The organism is Novosphingobium sp., assembly GCF_020852455.1.
GTDB lineage: Bacteria > Pseudomonadota > Alphaproteobacteria > Sphingomonadales > Sphingomonadaceae > Novosphingobium.
On the sequence record NZ_JADZAT010000032.1, the window covers coordinates 102,623 to 118,491 of the forward strand.

The window sequence follows — 15,869 nt, forward strand, 5'->3', positions numbered from 1 at the left end:
GGGCCCGAGGGAAGCGCAAGCCGCTCGCAACAGTCCAAGATAGCTTGCCGTTTCGCCTCGTCATCCCTAGCTAACCGCTATGGCCGATCCCTATTCGATCCTGGGCGTTGCCCGCGGCGCGAGCGAGAAGGACATCAAGTCCGCCTACCGCAAGCTGGCAAAAGAGTTCCACCCGGACCGCAACCAGGACAATCCCAAGGCTGCGGAGCGCTTTTCCGAAGTGACCCGCGCCTATGACCTGCTGTCCGACAAGGACAAGCGCGCGCGCTTCGATCGCGGCGAGATCGACATCGACGGCAACCCGGCAATGGGCTTCGGATTTGGCGGTGGCGGCCCGGGCGGGTTCGGCGGCGCAGGGGCAGGAGGCGCCCCGCGCGGCGGGTTCGAAGGCTTCGGCAACGAAGGGATCGACCTGGGCGATATCTTCGATGGCCTGTTCGGCGGACGCGGCGGCATGGGCGGCGGGTTTGGTGGTGGCCGCCAGCGCCCCGCGCCCAAGGGCGCGAACGTCAATTACAAGCTGGGCGTATCGCTGGACGATGCAGCGACCCGGGCCACCCAGCGGATCACGCTGGCCGATGGCAAGACGATCGACCTCAAGCTGCCGGCCGGGGTCGAGGATGGGACCCAGATGCGCCTGCCCGGCAAGGGTGAACCCGGCCCGGGCGGCAACGGCGATGCGATGGTGACGATCCACCTGCAGCCGCATGCCTTTTTCCGCCGTGATGGCGACAACCTGCGGCTCGACCTGCCGATCACCCTTGATGAGGCGGTCAACGGGGCCAAGGTCAAGGTGCCGACCGCCGATGGCGCGGTGATGCTGACGGTCGCACCGGGATCGAGCTCGGGCAAGACGCTGCGGCTCAAGGGCAAGGGCTTCAGCCGCAAGGACGGCAGCCATGGCGATCAGCTGGTGACGATCGAAGTGCAATTGCCCGAAGGCGACGAAGACCTGGTCAGGCGGCTCGAAGGCTGGCGCGATCCGCGCAACCTGCGCGCGCGGCTGGGCGTCTGAGGGGCGGCCTGTGGAGGAACGTCAGGTCAACGGTGAGGCACTGCCGCCGCTGACCATTCCCGACCTTTCGCCCGAGGCCCGGCGCCAGCGCGCCCGGCGGCTGCGCGATACCTATGACGAACACGTCGGACCGCAGGGGCGGTTCTGGCACACCCGCTTTTTCCGGGTGATCGCCCGGGTCTGGACCGGAGCCTGGCACGATGGCTTCATCCATGCCGGCAACCTTGCCTACATGGCGATCCTGGCCCTGTTCCCGTTCTTCATCACTGTGGCCGCAGTGTTCAGCCTGGTGGGCGAACAGGCCCAGCGCGAAGCATCGGTCCACACCTTTCTGATGGCGCTGCCCCCGGTGGTGGCCAAGGCGCTGGAGCCGGTGGCGCGCGATGTGATCCTGGCGCGCAGCGGCTGGCTGTTGTGGGTTGGCGGGGTGGTCGGGCTGTGGACCGTGGGCAGTCTGGTCGAAACGATCCGCGATATCCTGCGCCGCGCCTATGGCACCCGCCATGCCTATGCCTTCTGGCGCTACCGGCTGATCTCCAGCGCGGTGATCATCTGCGCGGTGATTGCGCTGCTTTTCGCGCTGCTGGCACAAGTGCTGATCGGCACGGCGCAGGAAGTGGTCGGGGCCTGGTTTCCGCGCCTGCATGGGCTGGCCGATACCTTGACCACCTCCAGCCTGCTGCCGCCGGTGGTGATCTATGCCTCGCTCTATCTGCTGTTCTTCACTCTGACCCCCACCGCCTATCGCCAGCGCCAGTACCCCAAGTGGCCCGGCGCGCTGCTGGTTACCGTGTGGTGGGTGACGGTCAGCACCACCCTGCCATGGCTGCTGCACCGGTTTTTCACCTATGACCTGACCTATGGCAGTCTGGCCGGAGTGATGATCGCGCTTTTCTTTTTCTGGCTGGTCGGCTTAGGAATGGTGGTAGGTGCCGAGCTTAATGCCGCGCTGGCCGAAAGTCCCGAAGAGCGGGACATGCTGGGCCGGGAGGCGGCGGGCGAGGCCATCAAGGACACAACGGGAAAGAACGCATGACCGGATTGATGCAAGGCAAACGCGGGCTGATCATGGGCCTGGCGAACGACAAGTCGCTGGCCTGGGGGATCGCCCAGAAGTTGCACGAGGCCGGCGCAGAGCTGGCCTTTTCCTATCAGGGCGAAGCGCTGGAAAAGCGCGTGCGGCCGCTGGCGGCCAGCCTGGGCAGCGATTTCCTGATCGATTGCGACGTTTCCGACATGGCCGCGCTGGACGCCGCCTTTGCCACCCTGGCGGCAAAATGGCCGACGATCGACTTCGTGGTTCATGCGATCGGCTTTTCCGACAAGAACGAATTGCGCGGCCGGTATTATGATACCAGCCTTGATAACTTCCTGATGACAATGAATATTTCCGCCTATTCATTGGTCGCGGTGACCAAGCGGGCGATGGCGATGATGCCGGTGGGCGAAGACGGGACCGGCGGCGGCTCGATCCTGACGCTTTCGTATTATGGCGCGGAAAAGGTCGTCCCGCATTACAACGTGATGGGCGTGGCCAAGGCCGCGCTGGAAACCAGCGTCAAATACCTGGCCAACGATCTTGGTCCGCAGAACGTGCGGGTCAATGCGATCTCGGCCGGTCCGATCCGCACTCTTGCAGCCAGCGGGATTGGCGACTTCCGCTACATCCTGAAGTGGAACGAGCTCAATTCGCCGCTGCGCCGCAATGTGACGATCGAGGATGTCGGCGGCTCGGCGCTCTATTTCCTGTCCGACCTGTCATCGGGCGTAACCGGCGAGGTTCACCACGTCGATTGCGGGTATCATCTGGTCGGCATGAAGCAGGAAGACGCGCCGGACATCGCCCTGGGCTGAGCCCGGCGCACCGCAGGGCCTATTTCGGCTGCGGCTTTTCCGCTTCGGGCCTGGGCTCGGCTTCGCTAGACGGGGCCGGTTCACCCGAAGCCTGCTGTTCCAGCCGGCGCCGCGCCAGAATCTGTTCTTCCTGCATTTCGACCGCAGCCTGGGTTTCTGCCGCGTCCTGATCGATCGTCGAAAGCCGCTTGGCGCGTTCTTCGGCGATCAGCTGGCTGGCGCGCACGCCCGGTGCGGTCTTCTTTTCGGCATAGGCCTGATTGATCAGCTGGCCGGTGCACCCGGTGAAGCCGCCCGCGCCGACCGGCGAACAGCTCATCGTGCCCGAACGGCCAACCATTTCATAAGCCCGCACCTTCTGGTTCCAGGCTTCGTTCTGCGGGCTGGCGCTGGTGCGCAGCGATTCGGGGATGCGAAAGCGCTCACCCTCGTCATAGCGCTTACAGATCACGATCGTATCGTCCGACGATTCGGGGCACTTATCCTTGCCGAAGACGTCAACCATGTTGACCTTGGGTTCAGCCGCTTCCTGCGCATGGGCCGGCACGGTGGAAACCAGGCCAAGGGCCAGCGTGGCAAAAGCGGCGCAAATCGGACGCATCGTCGAACTCCTGAACTCTTCGCTCCCGATATAGGGAGACCTGCGCTGAATAACAGCTGAAGCGGCGCCATGCCTTAACTTTGGTCAAATTCGCCAAATGGCGAAATTGCGCACCACCGGCCCGCTCCCCCCGGCCCGACCACCCGCGACAGGGTACCCTATGGGTGGTCGGGCAGGGGGAGCGGGCCGGTGGTGCAACGTCGATCGCCAGGCGATCGACCGAAACAAAAAGCGTCAGATCCGTTCGGCGAGACGGATTGCAAAGCGGCAGCCCAGGCGGATTGCGCCCGACAGCAGCGGGTAAGCCGGGGCCTGTTCGGCACCCGCCGCCAGTGCGGTGTCGCGGTGGGCGCGCTCATCCTCGCGAAATTCCTCGATCAGCGCGGAGAGTTCAGGATCCTGATCGCCCAGCTCGTCGAGCTGCTGGGTATAGTGACGGTCGATCTCTTCCTCGACCGCGGCGGTGCAGGCCATCGCCGCCTTGGGACCGATCAGCGCGGTGGCTGCGCCCAGCGCAAAACCGGCCACGTGCCAGAACGGCTGCAAGGCGGTGGGGCGGACCCCGCGTTCACCCAGCAGCGCGTCGAATTTGGCGCGGTGCGCGGCTTCCTGTTCGGCCATGTGGCGGATCTCGCCAGCCAGGGCCGCGCGATCGCCCATCACCGCCAGCTGCCCGGCATAGATCCGGGTCGCGCCGTATTCGCCGGCCTGATCGACCCGCAGCATCCGCTCGGTAGCGGCCCGCCCGCTCATGCCGCGCGGCCCCTGGCCCGACCGGCAAGCACAAAGACCAACAGCGCGGCCGGAACCGAGATCAGGAAGTTGTACCCGGCCAGCGAGATCCCGAACAGGTCCCACTGGACCTGATCACAGCGGACCATCGGGGCATCAAGGATCGCCTTCAGCGGATCGTCACCCACCGCCACTTCGCTGGTGCAGGCGGTGAAGCCCTGCCACCAGCCGTATTCGACCCCGGCGTGGTAGGCCCCGATCAGCCCGCCGATCAGGATCGCCAGGCCTGCCAGGCGCACCAGTACGGTCATCGCAGGGCGGGCCAGCGCCAGCAGGGCCAGGCCCAACGCGGCAAAGTGGGCGTAACGCTGCCACCAGCACATCTCACACGGCCACAGGCCAAAGACATATTCGCCGATATAGGCCCCGCCGAGCAGCGCAGCGGGAACGCCCAGCGCCAGCCACAGGGCAGCGCGACCGGCCGCAGGTCCGGTGGGCAGCAGGCTCACTTGCGCGCCAGCCGGCCGGTGCGGTGGATCGTCTGCAGCGCATAGTGCAGCTGGAAGTCCTTGATCCCCTTGGCTTTCAGCTCTTCCGCGGTCATCTTGAAACGCGGATCGTCCTGACGGTCGCTTTCCAGCTTCTTGTCGTCCATCCCGGCTTCGTTGACCAGGTGGCGGCGCAGATCGCTTTCGCGCACGGTCAGTTCGCTGCGGCGACGGATATCGGGATCGGAGATCTGCGGCACGCGGATATCGGGTTCGATCCCGCCTTCCTGCACCGAGCGGCCAGCCGGTGTGTAATAGCGCGCAGTGGTGATCTTGACCGCGCTGGTCCGGGACCGATCGAGGAAGAACAGCGACTGGACCGAACCCTTGCCAAAGCTGCGGTCGCCCATGATCACCGCGCGACGCTGGTCCTGCAGCGCCCCGGCAACGATTTCCGAGGCCGAGGCCGAGCCGGCATCGATCAGCACGATGATCGGCAGGCCCTTGGCCAGATCGCCGGGCACCATGCTTTCGGCCTTGAAGTATTCATCGTCAGCCGGATCGCGCCCGCGCTGCGAAACGATATCGCCCTTGGTCAGGAACAGGTCGGATAGCGCAACAGCTTCCTCCAGTTCGCCGCCCGGGTTCTGCCGCAGGTCGAGCACGATCCCTTCAAGCTTGCCGCCCGATTTGGCGCGCAGTGCCTCGATCGCCTTGGCGACATCGCTGCCGACCGCGTTGGAGAACTCGTTGACCGAGATGACCCCGACGTTCTCGGTCAGCTCCCAGGTGACCGGTTCAAGCCGGATCACGCCGCGGGTGACGGTCACGTCGAACGGCTGGTCGCGGCCGGGGCGGAAGATCGTCAGGCGGATCTTGGTTCCGGCCTCGCCGCGCATCTGCGCCACGGCATCGTCAAGCTCGCCGCCATAGATCAGCTTGCCGTCGAGGTGGGTGATATAGTCCCCGGCCTTGACCCCGGCTTCGGCCGCCGGGCTGCCCTTCATCGGCGAGACCACCTTGACCGCGCCATCGTCCATCACCACCGACAGCCCCAGCCCCGAATAGTTGCCGTCGATCATGGTGTTGAGCCGCTGCATCGTCGCGCCCGAAAGGTACGAGCTGTGCGGGTCGAGCGAGGAGAGCATGCCCTCGATCGCGCCTTCTTCCAGCTTGTCGTCGTCGGCCTTTTCGACATAGCGCAGCTTGACCAGCTTGTAGACGGTCTCAAGCCGTTCGAACTGAGCCGAGGCGCGGCCATCGACCGCGGCAAGGCCGGCGGTGGTGGCCGGGATCAGCGAAACCGCACCGACCAGCAGGGTGGCACGCAGCAGGGACATGGTCTTCATCGGGCAGGGGCCTTTTGCATCATGGCGCACCTCTTATCGCGCCGGGCAGGTTAACACCAGATGGCGCGGGATCAGCGAACAAAGTCGAGCGGATTGACCGGCTGGCCCTGGCGGCGCAACTCGAAGGTCAGCAGCGGCCGGCCCGGTCCCATCCGCCCCAGCGATCCGCCCGCAACCAGGGCCTCGCCAACCCGGCAATCAAGCTCGGCCAGACCCGTAACCAGCGAGGTCAGGCCCTGGCCGTGTTCGACAATGACGATCAGGCCGTGGCCGCGATAGGGCCCGGCAAAGGCTACCCGCCCCGCCGCCGGGGCAACCACCTGGGCGCCGCCGGCAACCAGGATCGAGAGCCCGCGCGACTGCGGCTGGCCGGGCCTGCTTTCACCGAACCCGGCGACTAGCCGCCCGGCGGCGGGCAGGATAAAACGCCCCGGCCCGGCGGCGGCGGGCATGGCCGGTTCGGGCGAGGGCAACTGCGCCGCCAGCGGCTGGGCCGGACGCAGCACCGGCCCCGGCAGCGCCGCCAGCTGTTCGCGAACCGCCCCGGCCTTCGACAGGTCAACCACCAGCCCCGACAGGTCACGCGCCTGTTCGGCCAGCGCCAGGGCCCGCTCGCTCTCGCGGTCGGCCGAGACACTGGCCGCGCGGGAAGCGAGCCGCTGGCGCGCCTCGATCGCGGCCAGTTCGCTGCGGCGGCGGGTCAGTTCGGCCTGATTGGCGCGCAAGGCCTGGTTGGCCTGACCGGCCTGATCGGCCAGTGCCTTTGACCGGGCCAGGGCATCGCGCAGCCCCTTGGTGCGCCGCGCCACTTCGGGCAGCAGGCTGTTGAGCACCGCGCGCAGGTAAACCGTTTCGTTGAGCGAGCCCGGGCGCAGCAGCGACAGCAGCGGCGGGCGGCGCGACAGACGCTGCAAGGCGGCGGTCAGTTCGACCAGCGGGCGCTGCTTTTCCGCCAGTTCGGCGCGCAGCACCGCCTGTTCGCGGCCGATGATCCGGATCTGGGCCTCGTTCGCGGCGATCTGCGCTTCGGCTTCCTGGACCCGCGCGGCGAGCGCGGCGGCTTCCTGGGCAGTGCGATCGGCCTCGGCGGTGGCCTTGACGGCCTGCGCCTCCAGCGCTTCGGCCCGGCTGCGCGCTTCGCCGCCCTGCTGCTTCGCACGGTCGAGCGCGGCCTGGGCATCCTCGGCACTTTCGACTTGCGGGGGTGTCTGCTGGGCAAAACCGGCGCCGACCGCGCCAAGCACGGCCAGCGGAGCAAGCAACAGGGGCCAGCGCAGCGTCATCGCGCCCTTATCCCGAACGATGATAGGGATGGCCAGCACGAATGCTGGTGGCGCGCCACAATTGTTCGGCCAGCATGGCCCGCGCCAGCATATGCGGCCAGGTCATCGCCCCGAAGGCGATCAGCAGATCGGCCTCGCTGCGAGCCTTGTCGCCATGGCCATCGGCCGCGCCAATCAGGAACCGGACCTCGCGCACGCCCTCATCGCGCCATTTGCCGAGCAGCTCCGCGAAATGCTCGCTCGACAGCTGCTTGCCGCGCTCATCAAGCAGCACGGTGCGCGAATGGGCCGGAGCCGGCGGCACGGTGCCGCCCTGATCGGGCAGCTCGGTCTGGCGGAACGGCCAGGCCAGCCGCTTCACGTACCGTTCGACCAGCTCGGCCTCGGGCGAGCGACCGATCTTGCCGCGAGCGATAACGTGCAGCTGCATCAGGTGCGTGGTTCGCGCGAGCTACCGCTCGCGCTCACGCAACACCGGCCCGCTCCCGTGTCACGAGCGCGGAAACGTCCGGGGGACGTTTTCGTCGGGGCGCCCCGGCCACCCATAGGGTACCATGAACGGGTGGTCGGGGCGCCCCGACAAAACGTCCCCCGGACGTTTTGCGATTTCGGAGCACGGGAGCGGGCCGGTGTTGCATCCAGCCGAAAGGCTGGAAAAGTCATGCGGTGCCCGAATCTCCGAACGCCCACATCCGCTCGAGGTTGTAGAAGCTGCGCACTTCGGGGCGGAACAGGTGGACCACCACGTCGCCGGCATCGATCAGCACCCAGTCTGCTGCGGGCAGGCCTTCGATCCGGGCATGGCCAAAGCCGCCCTGCTTGATCCGCTCAGCCAGCTTCTGCGCCATGGCGGCGACCTGGCGGGTCGAGCGACCGCTGGCGATCACCATGTGATCGGCGATCGAGCTCTTGCCTTCAAGCGGGATGGAAACCAGCTCCTGCGCCTGGTCATCGTCAAGCGACTTCAGCACCAGTTCGTGGAGCGAGCCCGGCTCTGATTCAGGGAGCGGGGTGGGGGTTGCGGCTGTGGCCGCAGTGGGTTGCGCAGGCGTCATTTAAGCGGAAACGGCTCCTCTGGGCGGGCGTCGCGGGATCATCATGCGATGTCAGGACTGACCGGATGGTGCGTCAGGCGATCACGCTGGACCTTGCCCGCAAAGCGGCGGGCCCAGTCAGGATCGGCGCGGCGAATGGCCGTGGCCGAGCGTGGATCGGGGTCGAAACGCAAATATATCAGCGCGGGTGCGCTCCATCCTGCCCGGTTGGTCAAGCTGGCAGACGACCGCCGGTATCGGCCGAGCCAGGCCCCCGCGGGGCTCGCGTAGGCAAGGCCTTCATAGCCCGGACGGGCGATTACCGCAATCGGCATGGCACGGGCGATCGCGCGCCAGTCGCGCCAGCGGTGCAACTGGGCGAGATTGTCGCTGCCCATCAGCCAGACGAAGCGCTGTCTGGGATAGCGCCGCTGCAATTTGCGCAAGGTATCGATGGTATAGCGCGTGCCCAGTTCCCGCTCGATCGCGGTGGGGACGATCCGGGTGCCGCGGGCCTGCCGCGTGGCCGAAGCCAGCCGCGCGGCGAGCGGCGCCATCCCGGCTTTTGGCTTGAGCGGATTGCCGGGCGAAACCAGCCACCAGACCTCATCCAGCCCCAGCGCCTGCAGCGCAAACAGGCTGATCCGGCGGTGTCCGCCATGCGCGGGATTGAACGACCCGCCCAGAAGGCCGATACGCCGCGCGGGCCGACCTGCCTCGCCCATCACGGCAGGCTCGCGTAACAGGCGACCGAGCGGATCACCCGGCCGGCCTGATCGAATTCGCAGGTTTCGGCGACCCGCTGCCCGCGGTGGTTGCGATAAAGCAGGGTGATCGCTCCCGATCCCATCAGGATCGTTTCAAGCTCGAACTGAAGGTCGGGGGAACGGTCCAGCCCCTTGGTCCAGTAAGCGCGCAAGGCAGCCTTGCCCTCGACAATTCCCGCTCCGGTCAGTTCCGCCGCGATTGGCGAGCGGAACATGGCATCTTCGGCATAGTGAGCGAGGATGCGGTCCAGATCGTGGGCATTCCAGGCGGCGATCCATTCGGCCGCAAAGCCTTCCGGAATCAGACCTTTGCTGGCGGTCACGGCCTTACCTGACCCGAACCGCGCACCACCCACTTATAAGTCGTCAGCCCCTCCAGCGCGACCGGTCCGCGCGCGTGGAGCCGTCCGGTGGCGATCCCGATTTCCGCCCCCAGCCCGAATTCGCCGCCATCGGCAAACTGGGTGCTGGCATTGGCCATGACGATCGCACTGTCGACTTCGGCAAGGAAGCGTTCGCATGTCGCCGGATCCTCGCTGACCACCGCATCGGTGTGGTGCGAACTGTGCGCGGCGATATGATCGAGCGCGGCATCAAGCCCGTCCACCACCGCTACCGACAGCACGGCATCAAGGTATTCGGTATCCCAGTCCTCGGCACTGGCCGCCAGGATACGCGGATCGAGCGCCCGGGCGCGGGCATCGCCGCGCAGCTCGCAGCCGGCGTCGAGCAAGCCGCCAACCACCGCCTGCCCGGCTGGAAACTGCGCGTCGAGCAGCAGCGTTTCCATCGAACCGCAGATGCCCGTTCGGCGCAGCTTGGCATTGAGCGCGATCGCCGCGGCCTTGGCCGGGTCAGCGGCCGAATGGACGTAGGTGTGGCAGATCCCGTCAAGGTGGGCGAGCACCGGCACCCGCGCATCGGCCTGGACCCGCGCAACCAGGCTCTTCCCGCCGCGCGGCACGATCATGTCGATCAGGCCGGATGCGGTCAGCATGGCGCCCACCGCCGCGCGGTCCTGCGTCGGCAGCAGCTGCACGGCATCGGCGGGCACCCCGGCGCTGGCCAGCCCGGCCGCCATGGCGGCATGGATCGCCCGGTTCGAATGAACCGCCTCGCTGCCTCCGCGCAGCAGCGCGGCATTGCCCGATCGCACGCACAGCGCGGCGGCATCGGCGGTCACATTGGGGCGGCTTTCATAGATGATCCCGATCAGCCCGATCGGGATCCGCACCCGGCTGAGCGCCAGGCCGTTGGGGCGTTCGGTCGAATCGATCACCTGGCCGACCGGATCGGGCAGGTCGGCCACCTGATCGACCGCATCGGCAATCGCCGCCAGCCGGCCCGCATCAAGCCGCAACCGGTCTAGCAGGGCCGGGGTCAGGCCATTGGCTTCGCCAGCGGCCATATCCTGTGCGTTTGCCGCCAGAATCTCCGGTTCGGCGGCGCGCAAGGCTGCCGCTGCGGCATGCAGCGCCGCCGCCTTGGCCGGGGCATCGAGCCGCGCCAGCACGCGCTGCGCCGTGCGGCCGGCACGGGCCAGCCGCGCAACCAGGGCCTCGGCGGTTTCGGCGGGGGCGGTCATGCTGTTCATCGCCGCTGCGCCTATCATCGCGGGACCGGCTTGTCACCGCTTGGCGGGGTCTGGCGGGGCCAAAACGCTTCATCGCGTGAGTCCTTCGATTCGGCGAGTCCATGCCAATGCGGATTCGCGCTGGCCCCACCAACCTGCTAGCGGCCCGCCACGAGGGTTAAAAAGGGACTCGGGGTCGTCTTGAAAAAACTATCCGTCGGCGGCGCTTCCGCCCGCCTGCGGAGCTGGTTTCCGGATCGCGAATTTTTCATGCGCTCCGAAGGCCAGGTCCGTTTCATCAAGATATCGTCGCGCACGCAGATGATTGCTGCAGGGGCCGCTGCTGGCCTGCTGCTGTTCTGGCTGCTGTCGGTCGCGACCATGGCGGTGTCGAGCTACCTTTCGCAGCGCGACCGGCTTTCGCTGCTTGAGCGCGAGGCCAAGGTGGCCACTTCGGAAAGCCGCCTCAACGCCTATGGCGACAATATCGGCAAGGTGGCCGACGATCTGAAGCGGCGCCAGGATTTCATCGAGAAGACCAGCCAGTCGGTGCTGGGCGATCTGCCCAAGGACGCCAAGGCTGGCGAAACCGTGTCCGACAGCACCAGCGAAGCCGCGCAGACGGTCAAGAAGGTCTCGCTGGCGGTGCCGCAGGCTGCCGAACTGGCCCGGATCGAGGCGCGCCAGCTGGCCTTTATCGAAGGGCTGACCCGCCTGGCCGATCGCCGCGCGGCTGCCGCCGAAGCCCGGCTTGCCAGTCTGGGGCTCAACCCCCAGACGATGCTCGCCTCGCTCAATGACCGCAGCGCTCAGGGTGGTCCGCTGATCATGATGGCAACCTCGGCCGACGGGTCGATCGACCCGCGTTTCCAGCGCTTCGCGCTGTCGCTGGCGCGGATGGACGCGCTTGAACGGTCAGTGGCCGGTCTGCCGCAAGCACTTCCGGCTGACCTCCAGTATATCTCGTCGGGCTTTGGCTTTCGGGCCAATCCCTTCACTGGCGGTGGCGGCGAATTCCACCCCGGGCTCGATTTCAAGGGCCCCTATGGCGCCCCGATCTATGCCGCCGCGCGCGGCACGGTCAGCTTCGTCGGCCAGCGTTCGGGCTATGGCAACGTGGTCGAGATCGATCACGGCAATGGCCTGATCACCCGCTATGCCCACATGTCGGGCTTCCGCACCGTGGCGGGCAAGCAGGTGGTGCCGGGCGAACTGATCGGCGTGATCGGCAGCACCGGCCGCTCGACCGGGCCGCATCTCCATTTCGAAGTCCGGGTCGGTGATCGCCCCGTGAACCCCCGCCCCTTCCTTGAGGCAGCAACCAATGTTCTCCAAAAAGCCGGGCCGGACGGCACCGCTCGCACCGCAGGGTAAATCGATGGCCAGCTCGACCTTTTCCGTTTTCGGCGCCGACATCCGCATCAAGGGCGATGTCACCGCTTCGGCCGATCTGCACATCGACGGCCGGGTTGAAGGCGATGTCGCCTGCACCGCGCTGGTCCAGGGCGAAAGCGGCGAAATCGTCGGCGCGGTCAAGGCTGAAAGCGCGCGCCTGGCCGGCACGGTGCGCGGCACGATCAACGTGCGCGAATTGGTGGTGCTGAAAAGCGCGCGGATCCACGGCGACGTTCATTACGACGCGCTGACGATCGAGCAGGGCGCACAGGTTGACGGCCGCTTCGCCCCGCGTGCGGCCGGTGCCAGCGACGAAGGCGCCGAAGTGGTCGCGCTCGCGGCGAGCTGAGCCGCTTCAATCAAGCTGCATTCAGAACTTCGTCACCCCGGACCTGATCCGGGGTCCCGCTGTTTGTCGGCAAGGCGGGCGCGGCGACGATGAGCGGGACCCCGGGTCAAGCCCGGGGTGACGGTCAGGTCTGGGACAAGCCCACCCTTAAAGCCCCAGCTCGGCCCTGAGCGCCTTGCGATCAAGCTTGCCGACCATCGTCTTGGGCAGCTCTTCGCGCACCACCACCTGATCGACGCGTTCGTGCTTGCCGATCCGGCTGTTGAGCCAATCGCGCAATTCCTCGCCGCTCGCCGTTACCTCGTCATCCAGCGTGACAAAGGCGCGCGGGGCTTCGCCGCGGTAATCATCGGGGACGCCGATCACCAGGGCTTCCTTGACCGCGGGGTGCTGGACCAGCACCGCCTCGACCTGGCTGGGGAAGACCTTGAAGCCGCCAACCGCGATCATGTCCTTGATCCGGTCAACGATCTTCACATAGCCCTGGGCATCGAGCGTGGCGACATCGCCGGTGCGCAGCCAGCGCCCGTCGGGGCGTTCGGCAAAGGCGGTGGCGGCGGCTTCGGGGCGCTGCCAGTAGCCCTGCATGACCTGCGGCCCCTGCACCGCCAGTTCGCCCGGTTCGCCCGGCGCGGCATCCCTGGTCGGATCCTCGCGGTCGAGCAGGCGGACCCGGGTAGCGGGCAGGACCTGGCCGATCGTGCCGATCCGCTCTTCGCCTTCGTAGGGGTTGGTCGATACCACCCCGGCGCTTTCGGTCAGGCCATAACCTTCAACCACCCGCGCGCCCGAGGCCGCCTCGAACCGCGCCTTCATCGGCAGCGGCAGCGGCGCTCCGCCAGAAATGCAGATTCGCAGCGAGGAGAAATCGGTCTTCGCGCAATTCGGGTGATCGAGCAGCGCCTGGAACATCGTCGGCACCGCCGGCATCGCGGTCGCCTTGACCCGCTCGAGCGTCTTCAGCGCCTGCCCGGCCTCGAACCGGGGCAGCATCGCGATGCAGCCGCCGTTGGCCACCGTGCGGTTGAGCACGCAGGTGTTGGCGAAGACGTGGAACAGCGGCAGCACCCCCAGGATCATGTCGCGATCACCCTGGTGCGGGTCGATCGCTTCGACCTGACGGGCGTTGGCCGACATGTTCTGGTGGGTCAGCATCGCCCCCTTGGGCACACCGGTGGTGCCGCCGGTGTACTGGAGCAGCGCAAGGTCGCTCATCGGGTCGATCGGTGTGGCTTGAGGTGCGCTGGTGTGCAGGCTCTGGGCCCATGGCGTGACATCGCTCCGCCCCGGGATCTTGCTGAGCGCCTTGCGGCCCAGCAAGGCCAGCAGGATCCGCTTGCTCCACGGCAACATCGCCCCCAGCGAGCCGACCACCAGCCGTTCCAGCGCGGTTCCGTCAAGCACCTTGAGCGCGGTCGGCAGCAGCGCCGCCGAATCGATCGTCACCAGCAGCCGCGCACCTGAATCCGCGACCTGCGCCGACAGCTCCTCAACCGTGTAGAGCGGGCTGAAATTGACCACCGTCGCTCCGGCCAGCATCGCCCCGTAATAGGCCGAAACATAGATCGGGACATTGGGCAGGTAGAGCCCGATCCGGTCGCCTTTCCTGATGCCAAGTGTCTGCAAACCTGCGGCAAATTGCTGCGCCTCGGCATGCAGCTGGGCATAGCTGTAGCGCCGGCCGACGAAATCGACCAGCGGCCGTTCCCCATGGCGGCGGACCGCTTCGGCAAACATGTCGGGCAGCGACAGCGGGGGCAGGTCAAGCTCCCAATCGCAGGCATGCGCATAGGCTGCGCGCCAGGGATCGGCGCTGTTGCTATTGACACTCATGTAAACGGCTTAGCCTTTCCGCAGTGAAAAGGCAGCCGGTTTTTAGGAACTTAGTCCTCGCCCGCCGCTTCGGCAGCACGCTTCGCCTCAAGCCAGGCCGCCGCTTCGGCTTCCTGGGCGGCTTCGCTGGCCGCCTTGGCCTGGGCCTCACGTTCGGCGCGCAGTTCCTCGATCAGCGCTTCGCGATCATCGCCCAGCCGCGCATCGTCACCGGCTTCGTCCTGCAGCCCGGCCTTCTTGGCGGCCTTGGCCACGATCGCATCGAGTTCGCGCTGGCTGCACAGGCCCAGGGTAACCGGGTCCTTGGGCTGGATGTTGGCGATGTTCCAGTGGCTGCGATCACGGATCGCAGCAATCGTGTTGCGGGTGGTGCCGATCAGCTTGCCGATCTGCGCGTCCGAGATTTCCGGATGGCTGCGCAAGATCCAGGCGATCCCGTCCGGCTTGTCCTGACGCTTCGACACCGGGGTGTAGCGCGGGCCCTTGGTGCGGCTGACCGTGACCGGGGCCTTCTGCATCTTGAGCGCATAGGCCGGATCGTTCTGGCCCTTTTCGATTTCGGCCATGGTCAGTTCGCCCGACCGCACCGGATCGCGCCCGGTGTACTTCGAGCTGGCGAGATCATCGGCCATGGCCTGCACTTCAAGGATGTGCAGCCCGCAGAATTCGGCGATCTGTTCAAAGCTCAACGCAGTGTTGTCGACCAGCCAGGAAGCGGTCGCATGCGGCATCAGCGGGGTGGGTTGGGTCACGGCCAAAACTCCGGCAAGGAGAACAGCGTCTCCGTCAGAAATAGATAGGGCCGCCCCTTGCGGAGCGGCCGTTCGCTGGCGCGTTTAGGGCAAAGCGGCCCAGCCGACAAGTGCAGTTTGTTAATCGCCCGCCGTTAGCAAGGCGAAAACGCCGGCAAGGATCGACTGAAACATGCGGATGGCATCACTCGGTGTGAGCTTTTTGATCAGCGTGGTGTTCGGCGGCTATGCGCTGAACAACCACAGTGACTTTACAGTTGAAGTGCGCCGTCCCCTGCCTGAGGTCTATTCCGAATTCAGCGGGGTACGCACATTTGGCAGCGGGCTGCGCGAATACGGGTTCGATGCGCCCAGGGTGATCATCTCGCGCCCGTCCGATCACGAACTGGTGTTCAGGATCCCGGCCGGCCAGGACGGGCTGTTCTCGACGATCAGCTTTGCCTTCAGCCCGAGTCGCGATGGCCTTGCAACCAATGTCAGCGGCACATTGGATATCGCCCCGATCAAGGTCACGGCCGAGAAAAAGGCGGGCTATCTCTCGGCTGACAAGCTCCAGCCGATGTTCAAGGACGCGGTTGCCGATTTCGCCAAGCAGCTCAACAATGGCAATTCAACTGCCGCAGCCAGCAACAAGCTGGCAATGCTGATCGATGGCGTTGCGATCTTCACCAACCCTGAAAAGCTGGCCAAGTTCGAACGCCGCCTCAATGATCTGAAGGCTGGCGCGGATCGGGTCGGGGGACGGGGCACGGCCGATCGCCTGATCGAAGAACGCCGTCGCCGTACTGCCGGAGAAGAATCAGCCGAAGACGTCGAGCCGGATTATTACGAATAGGCGCGCACG

Annotated in this window: 18 protein-coding genes; 6 read left to right on the plus strand and 12 right to left on the minus strand. The window is 66.5% G+C overall.

Annotated elements, in window-relative coordinates:
• Window positions 1-79: 79 nt before the first annotated feature.
• From IT549_RS14950 to fabI, 3 genes are read left to right on the plus strand one after another with little or no spacing between them, the layout of a single operon-like run.
• Window positions 80-1,015 carry a DnaJ C-terminal domain-containing protein gene (locus IT549_RS14950; RefSeq protein ID WP_292974429.1) on the plus strand — a complete coding sequence of 312 codons (936 nt, stop codon included), beginning with the start codon at window positions 80-82 and terminating at the stop codon, window positions 1,013-1,015.
• 10 nt (window positions 1,016-1,025) lie between these two features.
• Window positions 1,026-2,051, plus strand: a complete 1,026-nt coding sequence (locus tag IT549_RS14955; protein WP_292974430.1) for a YihY/virulence factor BrkB family protein — start codon at window positions 1,026-1,028, stop codon at window positions 2,049-2,051.
• The gene (gene fabI, locus IT549_RS14960; protein WP_292974431.1) at window positions 2,048-2,869 is read left to right on the plus strand and encodes an enoyl-ACP reductase FabI; all 822 of its coding nucleotides are present in this window, start codon (window positions 2,048-2,050) and stop codon (window positions 2,867-2,869) included. The genes IT549_RS14955 and fabI overlap by 4 nt, the downstream gene beginning before the upstream one ends.
• A gap of 19 nt (window positions 2,870-2,888) precedes the next feature.
• Here fabI and IT549_RS14965 read toward each other — a convergent pair whose 3' ends face one another.
• From IT549_RS14965 to IT549_RS15010, 10 genes are all read right to left on the minus strand, one after another.
• The gene (locus IT549_RS14965; RefSeq protein ID WP_292974432.1) at window positions 2,889-3,470 is read right to left on the minus strand and encodes a hypothetical protein; all 582 of its coding nucleotides are present in this window, start codon (window positions 3,468-3,470) and stop codon (window positions 2,889-2,891) included.
• Window positions 3,471-3,704: 234 nt separating this feature from the next.
• Entirely contained in the window at window positions 3,705-4,223 is a 519-nt protein-coding gene (locus IT549_RS14970; protein ID WP_292974433.1) for a demethoxyubiquinone hydroxylase family protein, read from the minus strand.
• Window positions 4,220-4,705 carry a disulfide bond formation protein B gene (locus IT549_RS14975; protein WP_292974658.1) on the minus strand — a complete coding sequence of 162 codons (486 nt, stop codon included), beginning with the start codon at window positions 4,703-4,705 and terminating at the stop codon, window positions 4,220-4,222. The genes IT549_RS14970 and IT549_RS14975 overlap by 4 nt, the downstream gene beginning before the upstream one ends.
• Window positions 4,706-4,707: 2 nt before the next feature.
• Entirely contained in the window at window positions 4,708-6,039 is a 1,332-nt protein-coding gene (locus IT549_RS14980; RefSeq protein ID WP_292974434.1) for a S41 family peptidase, read from the minus strand.
• A gap of 71 nt (window positions 6,040-6,110) precedes the next feature.
• The gene (locus IT549_RS14985) at window positions 6,111-7,322 is read right to left on the minus strand and encodes a peptidoglycan DD-metalloendopeptidase family protein (protein WP_292974435.1); all 1,212 of its coding nucleotides are present in this window, start codon (window positions 7,320-7,322) and stop codon (window positions 6,111-6,113) included.
• 7 nt (window positions 7,323-7,329) lie between these two features.
• A complete protein-coding gene (locus tag IT549_RS14990; RefSeq protein WP_292974436.1) occupies window positions 7,330-7,752 on the minus strand; it encodes a 23S rRNA (pseudouridine(1915)-N(3))-methyltransferase RlmH in 423 nt (140 codons plus the stop codon).
• Window positions 7,753-7,981: 229 nt separating this feature from the next.
• Complete coding sequence (gene rsfS, locus IT549_RS14995) at window positions 7,982-8,377, minus strand: ribosome silencing factor (protein ID WP_292974437.1); 396 nt, start codon at window positions 8,375-8,377, stop codon at window positions 7,982-7,984.
• A gap of 41 nt (window positions 8,378-8,418) precedes the next feature.
• Window positions 8,419-9,081: a nicotinate-nucleotide adenylyltransferase gene (locus IT549_RS15000; protein ID WP_292974438.1), complete on the minus strand. Its 663-nt coding sequence runs from the start codon at window positions 9,079-9,081 to the stop codon at window positions 8,419-8,421.
• Entirely contained in the window at window positions 9,081-9,446 is a 366-nt protein-coding gene (locus tag IT549_RS15005; RefSeq protein WP_292974439.1) for a nuclear transport factor 2 family protein, read from the minus strand. The genes IT549_RS15000 and IT549_RS15005 overlap by 1 nt, the downstream gene beginning before the upstream one ends.
• The gene (locus tag IT549_RS15010; protein ID WP_292974440.1) at window positions 9,443-10,717 is read right to left on the minus strand and encodes a glutamate-5-semialdehyde dehydrogenase; all 1,275 of its coding nucleotides are present in this window, start codon (window positions 10,715-10,717) and stop codon (window positions 9,443-9,445) included. The genes IT549_RS15005 and IT549_RS15010 overlap by 4 nt, the downstream gene beginning before the upstream one ends.
• 180 nt (window positions 10,718-10,897) lie before the next feature.
• On the opposite strand from IT549_RS15010, the gene IT549_RS15015 reads away from it, so the two are divergent.
• Entirely contained in the window at window positions 10,898-12,070 is a 1,173-nt protein-coding gene (locus IT549_RS15015) for a peptidoglycan DD-metalloendopeptidase family protein (protein ID WP_365777356.1), read from the plus strand.
• Window positions 12,071-12,074: 4 nt separating this feature from the next.
• Window positions 12,075-12,440, plus strand: a complete 366-nt coding sequence (locus tag IT549_RS15020) for a polymer-forming cytoskeletal protein (protein ID WP_292974441.1) — start codon at window positions 12,075-12,077, stop codon at window positions 12,438-12,440.
• Window positions 12,441-12,587: 147 nt separating this feature from the next.
• On the opposite strand, the gene IT549_RS15025 is transcribed toward IT549_RS15020, so the two are convergent.
• Window positions 12,588-14,273: a long-chain fatty acid--CoA ligase gene (locus IT549_RS15025; protein ID WP_292974442.1), complete on the minus strand. Its 1,686-nt coding sequence runs from the start codon at window positions 14,271-14,273 to the stop codon at window positions 12,588-12,590.
• A gap of 50 nt (window positions 14,274-14,323) precedes the next feature.
• Window positions 14,324-15,025, minus strand: coding sequence for a DUF1013 domain-containing protein (locus tag IT549_RS15030; protein ID WP_292974443.1), 702 nt, complete (start codon window positions 15,023-15,025; stop codon window positions 14,324-14,326).
• Between the two features lie 193 nt (window positions 15,026-15,218).
• Between IT549_RS15030 and IT549_RS15035 the strand changes: the two genes are divergently transcribed.
• Window positions 15,219-15,860: a hypothetical protein gene (locus IT549_RS15035; RefSeq protein WP_292974444.1), complete on the plus strand. Its 642-nt coding sequence runs from the start codon at window positions 15,219-15,221 to the stop codon at window positions 15,858-15,860.
• Window positions 15,861-15,869 lie beyond the last annotated feature (9 nt).